This is a genomic window from Bacillus safensis FO-36b (assembly GCF_000691165.1).
In the GTDB taxonomy this organism is placed as follows: Bacteria; Bacillota; Bacilli; order Bacillales; family Bacillaceae; genus Bacillus; species Bacillus safensis.
This window is the reverse complement of sequence record NZ_ASJD01000003.1, coordinates 90,303-107,193: the sequence shown is the minus strand read 5'-3', so window position 1 is coordinate 107,193 and position 16,891 is coordinate 90,303. Positions and strand designations below refer to the sequence as shown.

Genomic DNA, 16,891 nt, shown 5'->3' with positions numbered 1-16,891 from the left:
TCCTTCCCAGTTTTCTTCTAGCTTGCCCTCTCGATGGCGATGACATTCAAGCTTTTTTCAATGTAAGAAACATTGAAACGCCGAGCTCCTTACAAATCGTCGCATAATGCAGTGCAGTCAACAGCAGCATGCCTGTGTTCATCCCTAAAATGACCCCCATCATATTCAAGCTTTCAATTGAACCGAGGAAATACACCATAGAAAAAGAGACGACATGCACCCATATATTATGTAGGAACACATCTTTGATGAGCCCCATTCCGATTAAACACGCTTGAAACGGCATCACAAACAGGTGGCATAAAAAGTATGGCCATAGCAGCTGTAAATAGACAGCAGCTTGCGGTGAATCAAAAAAGAGCTGTGTGAGCGGGTAAGCAAAATAATACATGACCATCACTGCCGGCACCCCATATCCAAACGTTATAAGAATCGCCTGTCTGACACGTTTTTTCACAAGATCATACTGACCTAAAGCATAGGCTTCAGAGACACTCGGAATCATCACAATCATGATGGAATGAGCGATAAACGCTGGGAAAAAACCGATCGACATTGCGACACCAGCCAGCATGCCGTAATGATCAACAGCAAGTGTTCCAGAAATGCCTGCTGCTACGAGCGCTCCTTTGATTAAAAATGGTTCAACCGCATTGGCGATCGCATGAAAGATGCGCATGCCCGTTGTCGGAATGGAAACGGCTAATAGGCGCTTTCGCACATCACTTCCTCTTAATTCAACAGACCTGACATTCACAGCATTTTTTGCCATGACGTATTGGGAGTATAAATAAATAAAGACAACAAGATCACTCGCAACAATGACACCAATGGCGATGAGTACTGCTGTTTCAATATCAAACGAATACCAATGAAAAAACAAAAACAAGCAGATAAGCTGGATCGTTTTCTTCAGCATATTGGCTAAAGCAATTCTGCCCATTTGCTGCTTTCCCATAAAATAGCCGCGGGCAATGGAGGTAAACGCAATAATTGGGATAAGTGACAGCACTAGGCCCTTCATAAGCGGATGATACGACTGAAACACTGGAATGAAAGGCAGTACAATAGCTGCTATAGCTGTTGTTGTACTTGTCACCACAAGTGTCATTTTAAAGGCATGACGGAGCATGCTTTTGTGGAGACGCTCATGTGATTCTGCAATGAATTTAGAAATGGAGACTGGCAGCTCTAAACTGGCGATCACAAGGACAAGCATGATGATTGGAAGGATACTCATATATAAACCCATTCCATGTTCTCCAAGCTCTCTCGCTAAAATCATATTGACTAAAAACTCTATACACTCCGCAATAAAAGCTGCGACAGATAGCAGAATGACCCCTTTTACAAATCGATTCATGTAGCCTCCCCTTGTCTAAAGCAAATTCTTTTCACATTCTATGAGACAAGTCCAAAAAATATTTTAATAATTGAAGACAAAAAAAGAGCAATCTCATTGATCGCTCTTTTTCTCTATACGGCAAACACGTGACGTCCGATACGTTCTACAATTTTGCGGGAACGAATCCAATGATCTGTTGCCGTTTTTGGATTATAAAAATAGATAGCCTTTGTTGTTCTGTCATGCTCTTTTACTACCTGCTTCACCGCTTTAATGGAATCTTGATCTGCCTTATCATGAATGCTTCCATTTGATACTGGCTGGAAGGCATTTCGCTGATAAATCACACCTTTCACGCTGTCAGGAAAAGAACGATGCTCCACCCTGTTTAAGACAACACTTGCCACCGCTTTTTTCCCTTCGTAAGATTCACCTTTCGCTTCAGCGTGTACCAACCGAGAAAGCAAGTCCATTTCTTCATTAGAATACTGTTTGCCGCTTGCCTTATTCGTCGTTTCAGATTTTACTTTTTTCTTTTGCTTCGGTTTTGAAGACTTTTCTTCTGTTGACGTACTTAGCAACTTCACTTTTGGCTGACGCTTTTGTTCAGAAAATGCTGGGATGACTTGATCGTGGTCTTGATCTATATATGAAAGCTGATGTTTAACAGGTGCTTGTGAAAGTTCGTGACTTAATGTGCCTTGCTGCTCTTGTATATTGTCCATCTTCATTGCTGCAACGAGCATAAGGATGACAAAAAGAGCTGTATGAATTTTAATCATTCGCCTTTTTCCTCCTTTAATCAAAGTAGGCTGTAAGATACTTGTCCACTCTAACAAGAGCTCATTCTATTTTCACGCACAAAGATTTACATGCCTGTCCAAATTCCGTCATTAAATGGCATGTCCTAGTTGAGCGCACATAAAATGGAATTGTTAGCGCTTAAAAAGGTCCCTTTTTCACCTATCATCATCCTTATGCTCCTGATTATGGGTTATTACATTTTCTTTTCATATGTATCAGAGTCGTTTGAAGTGTGACAACAGAACGAAAATAAAAAAGCTTTCTCTCATCAATGAGAAAAAGCTTTAGCTTCTTGCTTCTGTAAGATATTCAAAAATAACATCTCCACCATGTTTGGCGATCCCGCGAAAATGTTTAAAATCATCTTGATTCACCAAAACAGAACGAAACGTTAAAAAGTCATCTTTTTGGATGGCCACCTGTTTTTCCGTCCCATTCCGTAAAGATTCGAGGATTGTGAGGATTTGTTCTTCAGTCAAAAAAACCGCTCCTTTTCAGCCATGATCAATTATTAAATATATCATTCGTTAGAAGAGCATACAACGAAAACAAAACAAAAACGTCTTTATCCTTTACATTGGTATGAAAATATTGCAAAATACTTTTTAATAGGGAATGAAATCTGTTTTTAAAGGAGAGGGATCGGTTGAAGATTGCAAAAATTGGAAATGTGATCGAATTTAGAAATGGTTTAACAGGTGTAGTTGAAAAAGTGAATGAAAACTCTGTCATTGTGGATGTCACCATTATGGACAACTATAGAGATCTAGAACTGGATTCACTAACAGTCGTTAATCATAAAAACTATAAAATCATCAAAGACTCCGTACATTAATTTGCAATCCTCAATTCAGACAATCGGTACATACGTATATATAAAGCAAATTTGGCTCGTTTGACAACTTTGCTCTATTTGAACAATCACATATGAAAAAGACTGATACCACTTAAAGAGGGTCAGTCTTTTTGCGTATGAAAAGTTTGCATTTCCGCCTTCGTCTTGTACATCTCGACTTCCTCGGGTGTGATCACTCCTTTATCAATCAAGAGGGCAATCACTCCAAGCAATGTGGAGGCACTCCATTTATACCGTTCTTTGTTTTGATGTTCGAGTATTTGAAGCTCTTCCCTTAGATCCATTAGCAGCTGCTCTGTCCGCTCTTCTTTGTTTGCCAACTCAAACGCCTCCGTTTATCATTCATTCCCTCTATTTTATCTTACATCAAATGAGATAAGCAAAAAAACATGATCCCCCTTTACAAACGTACGTTCTGTCATGTATAATATGTTTACGAGCTGGTAGCCCCCAGCCGTCCTAGCAAGTTCTATTCCCATTCGTATGAGAAGAGTGACATGACTCTTCTCTTTTTTTATGGTTGATTCGCAAAAAAGACATGCATCCGGCATGTCTTTTCCTTTTTTCTCATTTTACATATCCATCACCAAACTTAGTTTGCAGCATTTGTGGTTACTCAGGACATCAGGAAAACGACTTTTTTATACGACTCAAGTAAATCCCCATTAACTTTTTTTGGGGACGATTTGTAATCTCTTCGCAGTGACATTATACCTGTGCTAGCCCGCCATCTACGAACAATTCAACACCCGTCAAGTAACTGCTTTCGTCTGAAGCAAGGAAAGTTACAGCGTTTGCTACTTCTTCAGGTGTCCCAACTTTTCCAGCTGGAACAGTATTTCTGGCATTTTCCATCGCTCCTTCAAGTGCATCACCAAAAAGCTCATCGTATGCAGGTGTAAGAATAACTCCTGGACTTACCACATTTACACGAATTTCAGTACCTTTTAGGTCAAGAATCCAGTTGCGAACTAGTGCTCTTAATGCTGCTTTAGATGCTCCATATACACTAAATGCTGGGTTGCCAATTGATCCAGCAGTAGAGCCCGTTACAATAATAGAACCTACTTTGTCCGGGAATAGTGATAGCGCTTTTTGAACAGTAAAAATGGTTCCTTTCACGTTAATGTCGAACGTTCTATCAACCTGCTCTTCAGTAATTTCACCTAATGGCAGGAAGTTGCCGATGCCTGCATTAGCAAAAAGGATGTCCAACTTACCTTTTTCCTGCTTTATCATGTCATATAGTTTGTCTAAGTCTTCAAGCTTAGAAATATCACCTTGAACACCGGTTACGTTCTTGCCAATTTGGTTAACAGCTTTATCAAGTTCGTTTTGTCTACGTCCCGTGATATACACATATGCACCTTCGTTTACAAATTTTTGTGCTGCAGCAAGACCAATCCCACTTGTTCCACCCGTTACAAGCGCTATTTTACCTTCAAATTTACCCATACTTAACACTCCTTTAGAATTCATATTATTTTATGTCTAGTACCTTTAAGTACTTGAAGAGCAACTTACAAGATATAGTATCCTCCAGCAAGCACATTATCGGAAGTACCCACTTTTTTGTGATATAGTAACTAAAAAGTAATAAATGTGGAATGGAGAGCTTTAGACATGAAAAAATTCAGCTGCGGGTTTGAAGTGACAAAGGAAGTGATTGGCGGAAAATGGAAAGGCCTTGTATTATACTTTTTAATGAATGGACCAAAGAGAACGAGTGAATTAAAGCGCATTATCCCAAATATCACGCAGAAAATGCTGATTCAAACACTTAGAGAGCTTGAGGCCAGTGGACTTGTGACCAGAAAGATGTATAATCAAGTACCGCCGAAGGTTGAGTATTCATCCACTGAACTTGGAGACTCTCTTAAACCTATCTTGCAGGAGCTCTGTCAATGGGGGAGCCATTATGCGGAGCAAGAGTATGCAGAAGGTGAATATGAAATTGTACAACCAGAACAACTAAAGTGAGGATTGAAGTAGCTGCTGAAGTAAATGCTAAACAACATCAATACCATCACCTAACAGATGAAGAACAGTCAGAAATAAATGAGATAGTCAATTTTGAAAGTGAAGTTCTAATCAGAAGTGTCATGGACTATATTCAGGAGAACTTTGATGAAATTCAAAAAAGAGCTGTTTCAAATGTTAAAGAGAAGGTTCAGAAACTTAACTTTAAACAATAAATGAAGATATGATCATAATATTTAATGCCTATAATCTCTAAATAGGCATTTTTTCTTTCGGATAAAAAAGAAAAGACGTACAAATTGTACGCCTTCATCTGCTTCTGCACTATCAATTTTTCACTGCATAAAAGTCACAGTTCAGGTTGCACCTCAGGTCACACTTTTTCATACAATTCCCATGAGTATTTTCAGGTAGACTTTTTCCACTTTAATGTGACACCAATTCGTTTCACACTCCGTCTCACACAGCGGAATAATTACCGATTATCAATTGTCTCCGGATACATATCATGGTTCATCATACGGTATTCTGCCATTTCCTCATATTTCGTGCCAGGTTTCCCGTAGTTCGTATACGGATCAATGGAAATACCGCCTCTTGGCGTAAATTTGCCCCAAACTTCTATATACCTTGGATCCATCAATTCAATCAGGTCGTTCATAATAATGTTCATACAGTCCTCATGGAAGTCACCATGGTTACGGAAGCTGAACAAATATAATTTTAGCGATTTACTTTCGACCATGATTTCATTTGGGATATAGCTGATATAAACTGTCGCAAAATCAGGCTGACCTGTTTGCGGACATAGTGAGGTAAATTCTGGGCAGTTGAATTTCACAAAGTAATCTCTATTTGTATGTTTATTTGGAAACGTTTCAAGCACTTGTGGTGCATAATCAAACAAATAATTGGTTCCTTGGTTTCCCAGTAGCGTGACACCTTCTAATTCTTCTGGTTTTCTTGTCGTCATGTCATCTCTTCCTTTCTATACGCCTCGTTTATTTCCCCACAATAACGTGTGCAGCTGCGGCAGCACTCTTACGCGGTTTAAGTCTGGATCTTGCGCTACTTGATCGACAAGCGCTTCATATTTCTTTAATAAATGCGTCAATAAGTACGCATCATCAGCTGTCGTCGTGTCATCATTTCCTACCTGCAAATAAAAAGGAAGCTCAGGGTATTTTGCATGAACATCCTTCGCATACGCTAAGTCACGATCGTCAAAGATCACGACCTTCAGGCTAGCATGCTGCAACCTATTTCCGTTTTTCAGCTCATCTATAATACGTGTTAGTTTCGTAAAATCTGTTTTCATATTCGAGCTTGGCGGCTTAGGAGAAATGGTTAAATCATCAATTTTCAAAAACCATTCCTGATACATCGTCCCTTGTGTTTCAAGCGCTGTATCAATTCCCTCTTCATGCAGTAAATCAATGAGGGATTCCATTTGTTTTAAAAGGGCTGGGTTTCCCCCTGAAATGGTGACATGAGAAAAAGCCTGTCCGCCTATTCTTTTTAATTCTTTGACAATGTCTTCTGCCTCAAGCCACTGAATGTCATGCTTCGCTGAGCCATCCCATGTAAAGGAGGAATCACACCAGCTGCACGAGTAGTCACAGCCAGCCGTTCTGACAAACATGGTTTTTTGTCCAATGACCATTCCTTCTCCTTGAATGGTTGGACCAAAGATTTCTAATACAGGAATCGCTTTAGCCATTGATCTCAACTCGTTTCGGACGGTAAATGCAATAGCTTGTTGGTGTCTCTCTGACAAAGACCTGAACACATGCCGGCTTGTTCGCTAAAGTCGATAAATACGCTGCGACTTTGTCATGTACGGTCTTTGCTACCACCTCAGTGGTTGGCATCGCGTATCGATCGTTTGATGAGAATTCCTCATGATCATTGAGCAGCGTGTGATCGTACTGCCCATGAATGAGCTTTTTCAATGTACTGAAATTGACAAGGAATCCCGATTCATCTAGCTCGTCTCCCGCAATCGTGATATTGATGGTGTACGTATGACCATGAACACGGCTGCATGCGCCCGCATCTTCTCGCGGGATGAAATGGGCAGCAGAAACATGCATGTCTTTATTTAATTCAAATGAAAATGGATGATCGGTTTGTGGATAGATTTGAGAAAGCATTTATTTTGCCTCCTTCATTTCCATATAAGTGTCATAGCCATTTTTCCGCAGCTTACACGCAGGACATTCCCCGCAGCCATCAGAGATGATGCCGTTATAGCAAGTGAGCGTTTCATTTTTCACAAAATCCAGCGCGTTAAGCTCGTCTGCCAGCTTCCATGTTTCTGCTTTATTCAGCCACATCAGTGGTGTATGAATCACAAATGGTTTTTCCATTGCTAAATTCACTGTGACGTTGCATGATTTCACAAACTCGTCACGGCAATCTGGATAGCCGCTAAAGTCTGTCTCACAAACACCTGTGATAATATGTCTTGCTCCAATTTGATACGCAAGAATAGAGGCGAAAGATAAGAACACTAAGTTTCTTCCTGGTACAAATGTGGAAGGAAGCTCTCCTTCTTTTTCCTCAATGTCAATGTCATCTCTTGTTAAAGCATTAGGTGCCAGTTGATTTAAAAGAGACATATCTAACAGATGATTCTTCACACCTAATTTGTCAGCGATTCTTTTGGCGACATCAATTTCTTCTTGATGACGCTGATTATAATGAAAGGTCACGGTTTCTACCTCTTCAAATTGTTGAAGTGCCCATAATAAACATGTCGTACTGTCCTGTCCCCCGCTAAAGACAACGACTGCTTTTTCATTTTTCATTTTCTGTTCTCCTCCTTTTGCAGATGAGTACAACCGTACAACACTGCATCTGAAAGGCTCCTGAAAACCCCTATTTTTCTCAAAAGAAAAGACACCTTTACATGTGTATGAGGTGTCCCAGCCATAAAAAATAAAAAATGCCACATCCAAGGATACGGCAAGTCCTTAGTTTTTTATAGAGGGTTTTGCTAGAACCTCTCCCGTCTTCACGGATTTTTGTTCAATTTTCACAGAGGATAGTGTACCACATATTTTTCATGCAGGCTATCCTTTCTTTACTTATCTAGCGGGGCAGGCACTTTTTTTAGACAAAGAAAGAGGATAAAAAAGATGCTGACATAGCCAAAAACCGGATAAACCGTTGAAATCAGTGTACCGTAACCAATTTTACTAATCACATAGCAGCATATGAGAATAAGGGATATCGTAAAGATGCTGTTCATTCGGATATATGCCCTCACCTGTCTCTCCAGCCCGTATAAATTGCCTATGACGGATGTAAAAACTTCACCGAAGATGACAAATAAATAAATGAGATGAATGGAGTTTGCGACTTGATACACTACCTGGGCCATTGGAATATCAAACGCCTCCAGCATATCTAATGAAGAAAGAGATAAGAAGCAAGCAAGCAAAATGAGTGTCAGCATGACGCCCCCAAGCACCGCTCCCTTTTTAATGACTGCTTCAGAGGTCATTTCATTTGCGACGGGTACTAACACTGCCTGTGACAGTGCTAAATTAAAGGCACCATATGACACGGCTGATAATATCCACTCGCCCTCACCCATTTGCAGCGCAAGAACATAACTATCACTGCTGCTAAACACAAATGAATCAAGAAACACGATCATTGAAAAGAAAATCAGCATTGGAACGACAAGGACGTTGACTCCAAATAGCCCTTTTGAACCTTTAAATAGTACAATGACGCTCAGAATGATCGTCAAAAAGACCCCATACTCCTTCGATATACCAAGCTGTTCTTCAAAAATAGCCCCTGCGCCTGAAATCATGACTGAGGTGACACCAAGTAAAATAAAAAACATGACAATATTAATATATCGACTCGCAGCTGCGCCAAATAAAAAACGGTTCATATCTTGATAAGATTCTGCCTCGATTCGTTTCGAAATCAGCATCATTTTTGCCCCAAGGCCAGTAAAAATAACACCGCTAATCAGGATCCCTAATAGTCCAATCCAGCCAAAACGAACAAAAAATTCTACGATTTCTTTCCCTGTCGCAAACCCAGCCCCAACCACTGTTCCTACATAAACAAAGGCAAGCTGAAAAGCGGATTCATTTGAACGTTTCATGTGACCCCTCCGCACCCATCACTTTCGATTGTCTCTTTTTTTATCCTATGAGACAAGTTCCTTGAAAAGAAGGACAAACCATGATTAAATGCAAAAAAGGATTTTTATTCCCCTTTGAGCAAAACAGTTGAAAGTCAAAATAGGTCAGAGTATACTATAGTCAAAGATGGTCAAACAATAGACCATTTTCTTTAACATTCATTGGTCAAATAAAGTCAAACTTTATTTTAAGGAGGTCATGGCAAATGCGTTGTCAACATTGTCAAGTAAATGAAGCAACTATTCGCCTGAATATGCAAGTAAATTCGTCCCGGAGCCAAATGGTTTTATGTGAAGACTGCTATACCTCTTTGATGGAGCAGTCAAAAATGAAAATGGGACCTAAGCTTTTTGGAGGAAGTTCATTCTTCTCTCAGGCAGCAAGTCATGCCCCAAACATGGAGCAGCCAAAGCAAAAAGGCTTACTCGATGAGCTTGGCCGTAACTTAACAGATGGAGCAAATGCTGGTTTAATTGATCCAGTCATTGGCCGAGATGAAGAAGTCGCAAGAGTCATTGAGATTTTAAATAGAAGAAATAAAAATAACCCTGTTCTTATTGGTGAACCAGGTGTTGGGAAAACAGCGATCGCAGAAGGACTCGCGCTCAAAATTGCGAGCGGCGATGTGCCAAATAAATTAAAGAACAAACAAATCTATTTATTAGATGTCTCCTCACTTGTCGCAAACACAGGTGTACGCGGTCAATTTGAGGAAAGAATGAAGCAGTTAATCAAAGAACTGCAAAGCCGTAAAAATATCATCTTATTTGTAGATGAAATCCACCTTCTTGTGGGCGCAGGATCTGCAGAAGGATCAATGGATGCTGGAAACATTTTAAAACCAGCCCTTGCAAGAGGCGAGCTGCAGCTAGTAGGTGCGACGACATTAAAAGAATATCGCCAAATTGAAAAAGATGCTGCACTCGAACGGCGCTTCCAGCCCGTTATCGTAGATGAGCCAACACAAGATGAAGCAATCGACATCTTAAAAGGCATTCAAGATAAATACGAGGCCTATCATGGTGTCACCTATTCAGATGAAGCAATCAAAGCGTGCGTTCAATTATCTTCGCGGTATATTCAAGACCGTCATTTGCCGGATAAAGCCATTGATTTAATGGATGAAGCTGGTTCAAAAGCGAACCTCTCCATTGATGCAGCAAGTGAAGATCAGCTGACAAACCGACTAGCGCAAATTGCCGCAGAAAAACAAGCTGCGCTAAAAGAAGAACAATATGAAAAAGCAGCGAAGCTTCGCGATGAAGAAGAAGCCATTGAAGCAAGACTTCAAAACAAAACAACTGAAAAAGAGCATATCGTTACAGCAGAGGACATTCAGGCCATTGTGGAACAAAAAACAGGCATTCCTGTCGGGAAACTCCAAGCAGACGAACAAACCAAAATGAAAGAAATTGACGTCCGTCTAAAAGCACGAGTGATTGGACAGGAACATGCGGTTGATAAAGTGGCGAAAGCCGTGAAAAGAAGCAGAGCTGGTTTAAAATCGAAACATAGACCAACAGGCTCCTTCCTTTTCGTTGGACCAACAGGTGTCGGGAAAACCGAATTGTCTAAAACGTTAGCTGAAGAATTATTCGGTTCAAGAGATGCGATCATTCGTTTAGATATGAGTGAGTACATGGAAAAACACTCTGTGTCCAAACTCATCGGTTCTCCTCCTGGTTACGTTGGACATGATGAAGCTGGCCAGCTGACTGAAAAAGTGCGCAGAAAACCATACAGCATCATTTTGCTGGATGAAATCGAAAAAGCACACCCAGATGTACAGCACATGTTCCTGCAAATCATGGAAGATGGCCGCTTAACAGACAGCCAAGGCAGAACGGTCAGCTTTAAAGATACAGTCATCATCATGACAAGTAACGCAGGCAGCGCAGATAAAACGGTCAAGGTCGGCTTTCAGTCTGATCAGGAAGAAGCGATTGAGGAACAATCACTCATTGATTCACTAAGCAGCTACTTCAAACCAGAATTTTTGAACCGTTTTGACAGCATCATTCAGTTTGAATCATTAGACAGAGATGATTTAGTGAAGATTGTTGATCTTCTGCTCAATGAGCTGTCAGAGCAATTAAAAGAGCAGAATTTAACAGTCCATGTCACAAATGAAGCGAAAGAAAAAATCGCAGAGCTTGGATATCACCCTGCATTTGGTGCTCGTCCACTTCGAAGAACCATCCAAGAGCACGTTGAAGACCAAATGACGGAGATCCTGCTTGAAGAGGAGCAGCTTTCTGGATTTACTGTGGATGTTGAACATGACGAAATCGTCGTAAAAAAAGGATAACTACATCTTCAGGATGATATGCATCTCCATCATGTTGCGGCGTCTAAGTTCCATCTGAACGACGACGCTCCCCCGCCTCTTTTCCTTTACGATAAAAGAAAAAGAGGTGGATCACATGATGAATTGGAGCTACGATCTTGTTAAAATCATGTATGAAGAAAAATTAAAAGAGCTGCTTCATTTAGATGAACCCGCTCAAAACGATTAAATGGAGACTCCCTTTATATGAGAGGGAGTTTTCTTTTTATGCAGATAGAAAGCGCTTTCGTCAAAAATTCTTCACAGAAAGTGTCTTAATTTTATATTCTGACTAAAACCCTTCTTGAACACACCGATATTAACTATAGAAAAAGATAGTTAAAGGATTTGGTGAGATAATGGACAAAACATCGTTAATTGGTATTATTTTAGCATTTATTGCACTAGGTGTCGGTATGGTTTTGAAAGGTGTGAGTCTAACTGCTCTTCTCAACCCGGCGGCTATATTAATCATCATTGTTGGGACGGTTGCAGCTGTTGTCATCGCATTCCCTTCTAGTGAAATTAAGAAAACACCAAAATTGTTCGGCAAAATTTTCAAAGACAGCCAGCTTCCAACGATTCAAGAAATGATCCCTCTATTTTCAAACTGGGCACAAATTGCGCGTCGTGAAGGTCTTTTGGCATTAGAAGCAAGTCTTGAGGAAGTCGATGATGATTTTCTAAAGAACGGGTTAAGCATGGCAGTTGACGGTCAAAGTGCTGAATTTATTCGAGACGTCTTAACAGAAGAAGTTGACGCCATGTCTGAACGACATCAGTCAGGTGCATTAATCTTTACACAAGCTGGTACATACGCTCCGACGCTAGGGGTACTTGGCGCCGTTGTCGGACTTATTGCCGCACTTGCCAACATGGGAGATATTGAAGCACTTGGACATGCGATCAGTGCTGCCTTCGTCGCAACACTGCTTGGGATTTTTACCGGATATGTGTTATGGCATCCATTTGCCAACAAACTGAAGCGTAAATCAAAGGAAGAAGTAAAGCTTCGTCTGATTATGATCGAAGGTATTCTTTCTGTTCTTGAAGGTCAATCTCCAAAAGTCATTGAACAAAAACTTCTTATGTACTTACCAGCAAAAGAACGTGCAAATCTTGTCATTGAAGAAGGAGAAAATCAAAATGGCTAGGAAACGTAAAAACCATGATCATGAAGACCATGTAGATGAATCTTGGCTTATCCCTTATGCCGATCTACTAACGCTTCTTCTCGCCCTCTTCATTGTGCTCTTTGCATCTAGTTCAATTGATGCGGCAAAATATGAACAGATGGCTAAGTCTTTTAATGTAGTTTTTACTGGCGGTACTGGTGTTATGGATCAATCCAGCATGCAAAGCACGGAAGAAACTGAAAACAGCAACCAAGTCAAGAAAGCAGCCGAGGAAGAGAAAGATGAAGAAGCCAAAGCAAAGGCTAGGGACCAAGCGGTTCTCACAAAGGTCAAAAAGCAGGTCGATTCATTCATTGCAAATAAAAAACTTGGTTCAAAGCTCGAAACAAAGCTTACAGATGAAGGTCTTCTCATTACGATTGAGGACAGTATCTTCTTTGACTCTGGACGGGCAGTTATTCGCCCTCAGGATGTCCCGTTAGCAAAAGAAATCTCAAAACTGCTCGTCATTAATCCTGCTCGTGACATTGTCATTAGCGGACATACAGATAATGTACCGATCAGAAATTCAGAATTTGAATCAAACTGGTATTTAAGCGCCATTCGCGCTGTGAACTTTTTAAATATTCTTCTTGAAAACAGCAATCTAAACCAAGAGAACTTTAGTACAAAAGGATACGGCGAATTCAAACCGATTGCCTCAAACGATACAGCAGAAGGCAGAAGTAAAAACCGGCGTGTAGAAGTACTCATTTTACCGATTGAGAAAAAAGCGAAATAAAAAAAGAAGCCAGCGGCTTCTTTACAGATTGTTGACAAAGGGCTAAAATGATCTCTATTTTAGCCCTTTGTCTTCTTTTCAGCGTGATAGAATACCTTTGCAGTCTAGGAACGAGCACCGGCACGCAGGACAGACAACTGAATGCGAGGGATTGCCTGCGCGCTGAAAAGGAAGCCAGCGGCTTCCTTTTTATTTATTCTTGATGATCATATAAATGCTTTGCACGCAGCCCTACATGTTTGAGCATATCGATGCAGGCATCTTTCTCTTCTTCGCTGAGGACACTGATCATCTCATGAATTTCTTTCGCATGATCTGGGAAGATGTCATCAAGCAAAGCTCGTCCCTGCTTGGTAATATGCGCAAATGTCACCCTGCGGTCTTCTGCACAAGCCTTGCGGCTGAGGAGTTCTTTCTTCTCCAATTTATCAACCACATACGTGATGCTGCCGCTTGCAAGTAAAATCTTATCACCGATTTGCTGAAGCGGCTGATCACCTTTATGATACAGCAATTCTAGCACAGCAAATTCAGTTGGATTCAGCCCGTGCTTCACAATATGTTTGTTCATGTGATGATTAATTGAGCGATAGGCACGTGATAATACAATAAATAGTTTCAATGATTTTTCAACATTATGATTTTCCATTTTTTATCATCCTTTATGAAATGCAACCCACTAATGTGACATTAATAAACAATAAGTAAAATGTCAACATTTTGATCCATCTTTAGCACGAAAATGAGACCAGAACGAATCACCTAATTTTTTAAAAATCACACAAGTCATCGTAATAAAGATAGGTTCAATGCTATAATAAGTCTATTAGGTAATACGTTGGAGCGATGAATGATGAGTATACTGAAAGGGTTTTGGAAGAAGATCAGGCTTTACCTTATTTTGGTCATGCTTCCAACCCTAATCATTAGTTATTTTATCTACGAAAAAGAAACTGAAAAAATCGATTTAAAGAACAAACAAACCGCTACACTTATGTTAAATATTCACAAAAATCAAATGAATTATTTAATAAGTGAAACAGAAGCGAGATTAACTTCCCTCGCCATGGGATTTGACCAGCCGCTTGAGACGAAAAAAGTACAAAACATCCTAGAGAAAATCTATAAACAAGAACCTCGTTTTTCAGGTCTGTATCTCCTAGACAAAAAAGGAAATGTAACAGCAAGCACCACCCCGTTAAAGGAAAAAATTAACCTATCATTCAGAGATTACTTTAAACGCATTCAAGTGACCAAGCAGACCGTGATCACAGACAACTATGTGAGCCGAATTACAAAACAGCGGATTCTCTCCATTTGTGTGCCTGTTCTCGATGAAAACGAAGAGGTCACCAATGTACTGATTGCCGCCATTCAAATTGATTATTTAAGAAATATTATGAATGTATTGAACCCTGATCTTCATTTTAAGATGCTGAATCAAAATGGACATGTCGTCTTTACAAGCGGTCCACAGCCAGTACCCGAGGGCGGCAGCACCGTGTCTACATATTTAGATGAAAACAGCTGGAAGCTGGAGGTCTTTCCGCAGCGTGCTTCAACAAGTGAAGTGCTGTCTGTGATGCTCATCCCTTTATCCAGTGCGTTTATTTTATTAAATATTTTATTCACACTCGTCCAATATATCGTGTTAAGGCGGCAAACTCAGCAGGAGCGTCATCAAAATGAAGCGCAAAAGCTTGAATTGATCGGAACACTCGCAGCAAGTACAGCACACGAAATTCGCAACCCATTAACAGGGATTAGCGGATTTATCCAGCTATTGCAAAAGAAGTATCATTCAGAAGAAGATCAGCTCTATTTTTCTGTCATCGAGGAAGAAATTAAACGGATCAACCAAATCGTCAGTGAATTTCTTGTATTAGGAAAACCAACGGCAGAAAAATGGCAGAATAACTCTGTAAAAGAAATTGTAAGTGAGATCATGCCGATCGTATTCTCTGAGGCAAATCTTTATAATGTCGAAGTGGATTTGCAAATCAATACGATTCAAGATGTCGGCGTGTATTGCACAAAGGATCATATTAAACAAGTTGTTTTAAATGTAGCAAAGAACTCTTTAGAAGCGATGCCAAACGGCGGTCATTTGAAGATTGTGATCGAAGCTGAAAAAGAACATGTCATCATTAAAGTAGAGGATACAGGTGAAGGCATACCGGAAGAGATGTTAAAGCACATCTTCCTCCCCTTTATTACATCGAAGGAAAAAGGCACAGGTCTTGGGCTTGTCGTGTGTAAACGAATCATTTCGATGTATGGCGGAACAATTGATATTCATAGCGAAGTGAATAAAGGAACGACTGTCATGATCATGCTTCCTTCTGCTCACTCAGCATAACTGAAGATGTCAGCCGGTTTTGCTTATGCAAGACCGGTTTTTCATGTCAATAAGAGGGGCGGTTCACAGATAAAAGACTCATTTGAGACACAAGATCATGAAAGGAGGGGGCAGATTGTTTCTCATGAAAAAGAAGATGCTGATACTCATTCATCAGGTTGTCCAGTTCTTGACTATATTTAATTGTCTTCTCACCAGTGTAACCTTCCACTTGAGCAGCTTCTACCATTTGTTTTCTCTTCTCATCAATGGACATCAGCAATTGTTCTTTCCTTACGTAAATATTCATGATCTCAGCTCCCGCAATGATTTCGACTGTCTATGTTCAAAATGATCCGACACCAAAATTATACTTTATTTGTAAATTAAATTAAATATGCTTATTTTATTTAATTTTTTACAGCCTAAAGACCTTTTACCCAATCAAATTTGGGGGTAAACTTCAAATTTGGACAGGACTGACACATTGATTAAACAGAATTTTATCCTATGCAGAAGATCAAAATCAACTATTTTCTTTCTCATTTTATGTCTAATTTCCTAAAAAAAAGCTGATCTTCCGCCTCATGCGGAATGATCAGCTCTATCATTAAACCGTTTCTTCCTCGTAAATCGGCACCCAGCCCTCAGTTGTGACAAATATGCGAACTGCGACCACTTTGCGATCCTCTTGAAGTGTAAAGTAATGACGAATGTTTGGCGGAACAGAAATTAAATCACCTGGATTCAATCTCACATCAAAAAAGACGCCATCCTTGCCTTGAATAGCAAAGATTCCGTGCCCGCTCACAATAAAGCGTACTTCGTCATCTGTATGGTGATGCTCACGTTTAAAGTTTTGGAGCAGCTCATCAAGATTTGGCGTGGCATCAGATAATGAAATGACATCCTGCGCTTTGTACCCTCTTTTTTCAGAAATACTTTGGATTTCCTTTTGGAAAACAGTCAAAATCTCTTCCTTTTCCTCATCGGTTAAATCATACTTTTCTGATAAACGGTTTGGCAGCTTTTCAATATCCCAATGCTCATAAATGACCCCTTGGTTTTCCAAATATGATGCTACCTCTTGCTCGCTTTCAAGTAATGTGTTCTCTTCATTATGAATCAAAATCGTCGCCATGTGTTTTTCCTCCTT

20 protein-coding genes and 1 riboswitch are annotated in these 16,891 nt (G+C 40.1%); of the genes, 7 read left to right on the top strand and 13 right to left on the bottom strand.

What is annotated here, in order from left to right; all coding sequences use genetic code 11:
- Positions 1-46: 46 nt before the first annotated feature.
- From BA81_RS08425 to BA81_RS08415, 3 genes are all read right to left on the bottom strand, one after another.
- Positions 47-1,363 carry a polysaccharide biosynthesis protein gene (locus BA81_RS08425; protein WP_024424690.1) on the bottom strand — a complete coding sequence of 439 codons (1,317 nt, stop codon included), beginning with the start codon at positions 1,361-1,363 and terminating at the stop codon, positions 47-49.
- Between the two features lie 113 nt (positions 1,364-1,476).
- The gene (locus BA81_RS08420; protein ID WP_034281553.1) at positions 1,477-2,127 is read right to left on the bottom strand and encodes a cell wall hydrolase; all 651 of its coding nucleotides are present in this window, start codon (positions 2,125-2,127) and stop codon (positions 1,477-1,479) included.
- 306 nt (positions 2,128-2,433) lie between these two features.
- Positions 2,434-2,628: a hypothetical protein gene (locus BA81_RS08415; protein ID WP_034281552.1), complete on the bottom strand. Its 195-nt coding sequence runs from the start codon at positions 2,626-2,628 to the stop codon at positions 2,434-2,436.
- Positions 2,629-2,795: 167 nt separating this feature from the next.
- Here BA81_RS08415 and BA81_RS08410 point away from each other — a divergent pair, with 167 nt between their 5' ends.
- Positions 2,796-2,984, top strand: coding sequence for a YkvS family protein (locus tag BA81_RS08410; protein ID WP_003211747.1), 189 nt, complete (start codon positions 2,796-2,798; stop codon positions 2,982-2,984).
- A 122-nt stretch (positions 2,985-3,106) separates the two neighbouring features.
- Here BA81_RS08410 and BA81_RS08405 read toward each other — a convergent pair whose 3' ends face one another.
- Together BA81_RS08405 and BA81_RS08395 are read right to left on the bottom strand one after the other, a co-directional pair.
- Positions 3,107-3,325, bottom strand: coding sequence for a hypothetical protein (locus tag BA81_RS08405; protein WP_034281551.1), 219 nt, complete (start codon positions 3,323-3,325; stop codon positions 3,107-3,109).
- 388 nt (positions 3,326-3,713) lie between these two features.
- The gene (locus BA81_RS08395; protein WP_034281548.1) at positions 3,714-4,460 is read right to left on the bottom strand and encodes an SDR family NAD(P)-dependent oxidoreductase; all 747 of its coding nucleotides are present in this window, start codon (positions 4,458-4,460) and stop codon (positions 3,714-3,716) included.
- A 168-nt stretch (positions 4,461-4,628) separates the two neighbouring features.
- On the opposite strand from BA81_RS08395, the gene BA81_RS08390 reads away from it, so the two are divergent.
- Both BA81_RS08390 and BA81_RS08385 read left to right on the top strand, forming a co-directional pair.
- Complete coding sequence (locus BA81_RS08390; RefSeq protein WP_034281547.1) at positions 4,629-4,985, top strand: winged helix-turn-helix transcriptional regulator; 357 nt, start codon at positions 4,629-4,631, stop codon at positions 4,983-4,985.
- Positions 4,982-5,200 (top strand): hypothetical protein, encoded by a 219-nt coding sequence (locus tag BA81_RS08385; RefSeq protein WP_034281546.1) that lies wholly within the window; start codon positions 4,982-4,984, stop codon positions 5,198-5,200. Before BA81_RS08390 ends, BA81_RS08385 begins: the two co-directional genes overlap by 4 nt.
- 260 nt (positions 5,201-5,460) lie before the next feature.
- Here the strand turns inward: BA81_RS08385 and queF are convergent, their stop codons facing one another.
- The 5 genes from queF to BA81_RS08360 all read right to left on the bottom strand — a co-directional run bounded on the left by queF (position 5,461) and on the right by BA81_RS08360 (position 9,114).
- The gene (gene queF / locus BA81_RS08380; RefSeq protein ID WP_024426839.1) at positions 5,461-5,958 is read right to left on the bottom strand and encodes a preQ(1) synthase; all 498 of its coding nucleotides are present in this window, start codon (positions 5,956-5,958) and stop codon (positions 5,461-5,463) included.
- A gap of 15 nt (positions 5,959-5,973) precedes the next feature.
- Positions 5,974-6,705, bottom strand: a complete 732-nt coding sequence (gene queE / locus BA81_RS08375) for a 7-carboxy-7-deazaguanine synthase QueE (RefSeq protein ID WP_034281545.1) — start codon at positions 6,703-6,705, stop codon at positions 5,974-5,976.
- Entirely contained in the window at positions 6,698-7,138 is a 441-nt protein-coding gene (gene queD / locus BA81_RS08370) for a 6-carboxytetrahydropterin synthase QueD (protein ID WP_034281544.1), read from the bottom strand. Before queD ends, queE begins: the two co-directional genes overlap by 8 nt.
- A complete protein-coding gene (gene queC / locus BA81_RS08365; RefSeq protein WP_024424683.1) occupies positions 7,139-7,795 on the bottom strand; it encodes a 7-cyano-7-deazaguanine synthase QueC in 657 nt (218 codons plus the stop codon).
- A gap of 159 nt (positions 7,796-7,954) precedes the next feature.
- Positions 7,955-7,999, bottom strand: a riboswitch (PreQ1 riboswitch).
- A gap of 71 nt (positions 8,000-8,070) precedes the next feature.
- Positions 8,071-9,114 carry a YkvI family membrane protein gene (locus BA81_RS08360; protein WP_034281543.1) on the bottom strand — a complete coding sequence of 348 codons (1,044 nt, stop codon included), beginning with the start codon at positions 9,112-9,114 and terminating at the stop codon, positions 8,071-8,073.
- A gap of 245 nt (positions 9,115-9,359) precedes the next feature.
- On the opposite strand from BA81_RS08360, the gene BA81_RS08355 reads away from it, so the two are divergent.
- From BA81_RS08355 to motB, 3 genes are all read left to right on the top strand, one after another.
- A complete protein-coding gene (locus tag BA81_RS08355; RefSeq protein WP_034281542.1) occupies positions 9,360-11,462 on the top strand; it encodes an ATP-dependent Clp protease ATP-binding subunit in 2,103 nt (700 codons plus the stop codon).
- Between the two features lie 377 nt (positions 11,463-11,839).
- Complete coding sequence (gene motA, locus BA81_RS08350; RefSeq protein ID WP_024424680.1) at positions 11,840-12,634, top strand: flagellar motor stator protein MotA; 795 nt, start codon at positions 11,840-11,842, stop codon at positions 12,632-12,634.
- Positions 12,627-13,397, top strand: a complete 771-nt coding sequence (gene motB, locus BA81_RS08345; protein WP_034281540.1) for a flagellar motor protein MotB — start codon at positions 12,627-12,629, stop codon at positions 13,395-13,397. The genes motA and motB overlap by 8 nt, the downstream gene beginning before the upstream one ends.
- A 193-nt stretch (positions 13,398-13,590) precedes the next feature.
- On the opposite strand, the gene mhqR is transcribed toward motB, so the two are convergent.
- On the bottom strand, positions 13,591-14,046 hold the full coding sequence (mhqR, locus tag BA81_RS08340) for a MarR family transcriptional regulator MhqR (RefSeq protein ID WP_034281539.1): 456 nt from the start codon (positions 14,044-14,046) through the stop codon (positions 13,591-13,593).
- A 204-nt stretch (positions 14,047-14,250) separates the two neighbouring features.
- Here mhqR and kinD point away from each other — a divergent pair, with 204 nt between their 5' ends.
- Positions 14,251-15,756, top strand: a complete 1,506-nt coding sequence (gene kinD / locus BA81_RS08335; protein ID WP_034281538.1) for a sporulation kinase KinD — start codon at positions 14,251-14,253, stop codon at positions 15,754-15,756.
- 46 nt (positions 15,757-15,802) lie between these two features.
- Here the strand turns inward: kinD and BA81_RS08330 are convergent, their stop codons facing one another.
- Positions 15,803-16,045, bottom strand: a complete 243-nt coding sequence (locus BA81_RS08330) for an aspartyl-phosphate phosphatase Spo0E family protein (RefSeq protein ID WP_024424676.1) — start codon at positions 16,043-16,045, stop codon at positions 15,803-15,805.
- A gap of 300 nt (positions 16,046-16,345) precedes the next feature.
- Complete coding sequence (locus BA81_RS08325) at positions 16,346-16,876, bottom strand: 1,2-dihydroxy-3-keto-5-methylthiopentene dioxygenase (RefSeq protein WP_034281537.1); 531 nt, start codon at positions 16,874-16,876, stop codon at positions 16,346-16,348.
- Between the last annotated feature and the right edge of the window lie 15 nt (positions 16,877-16,891).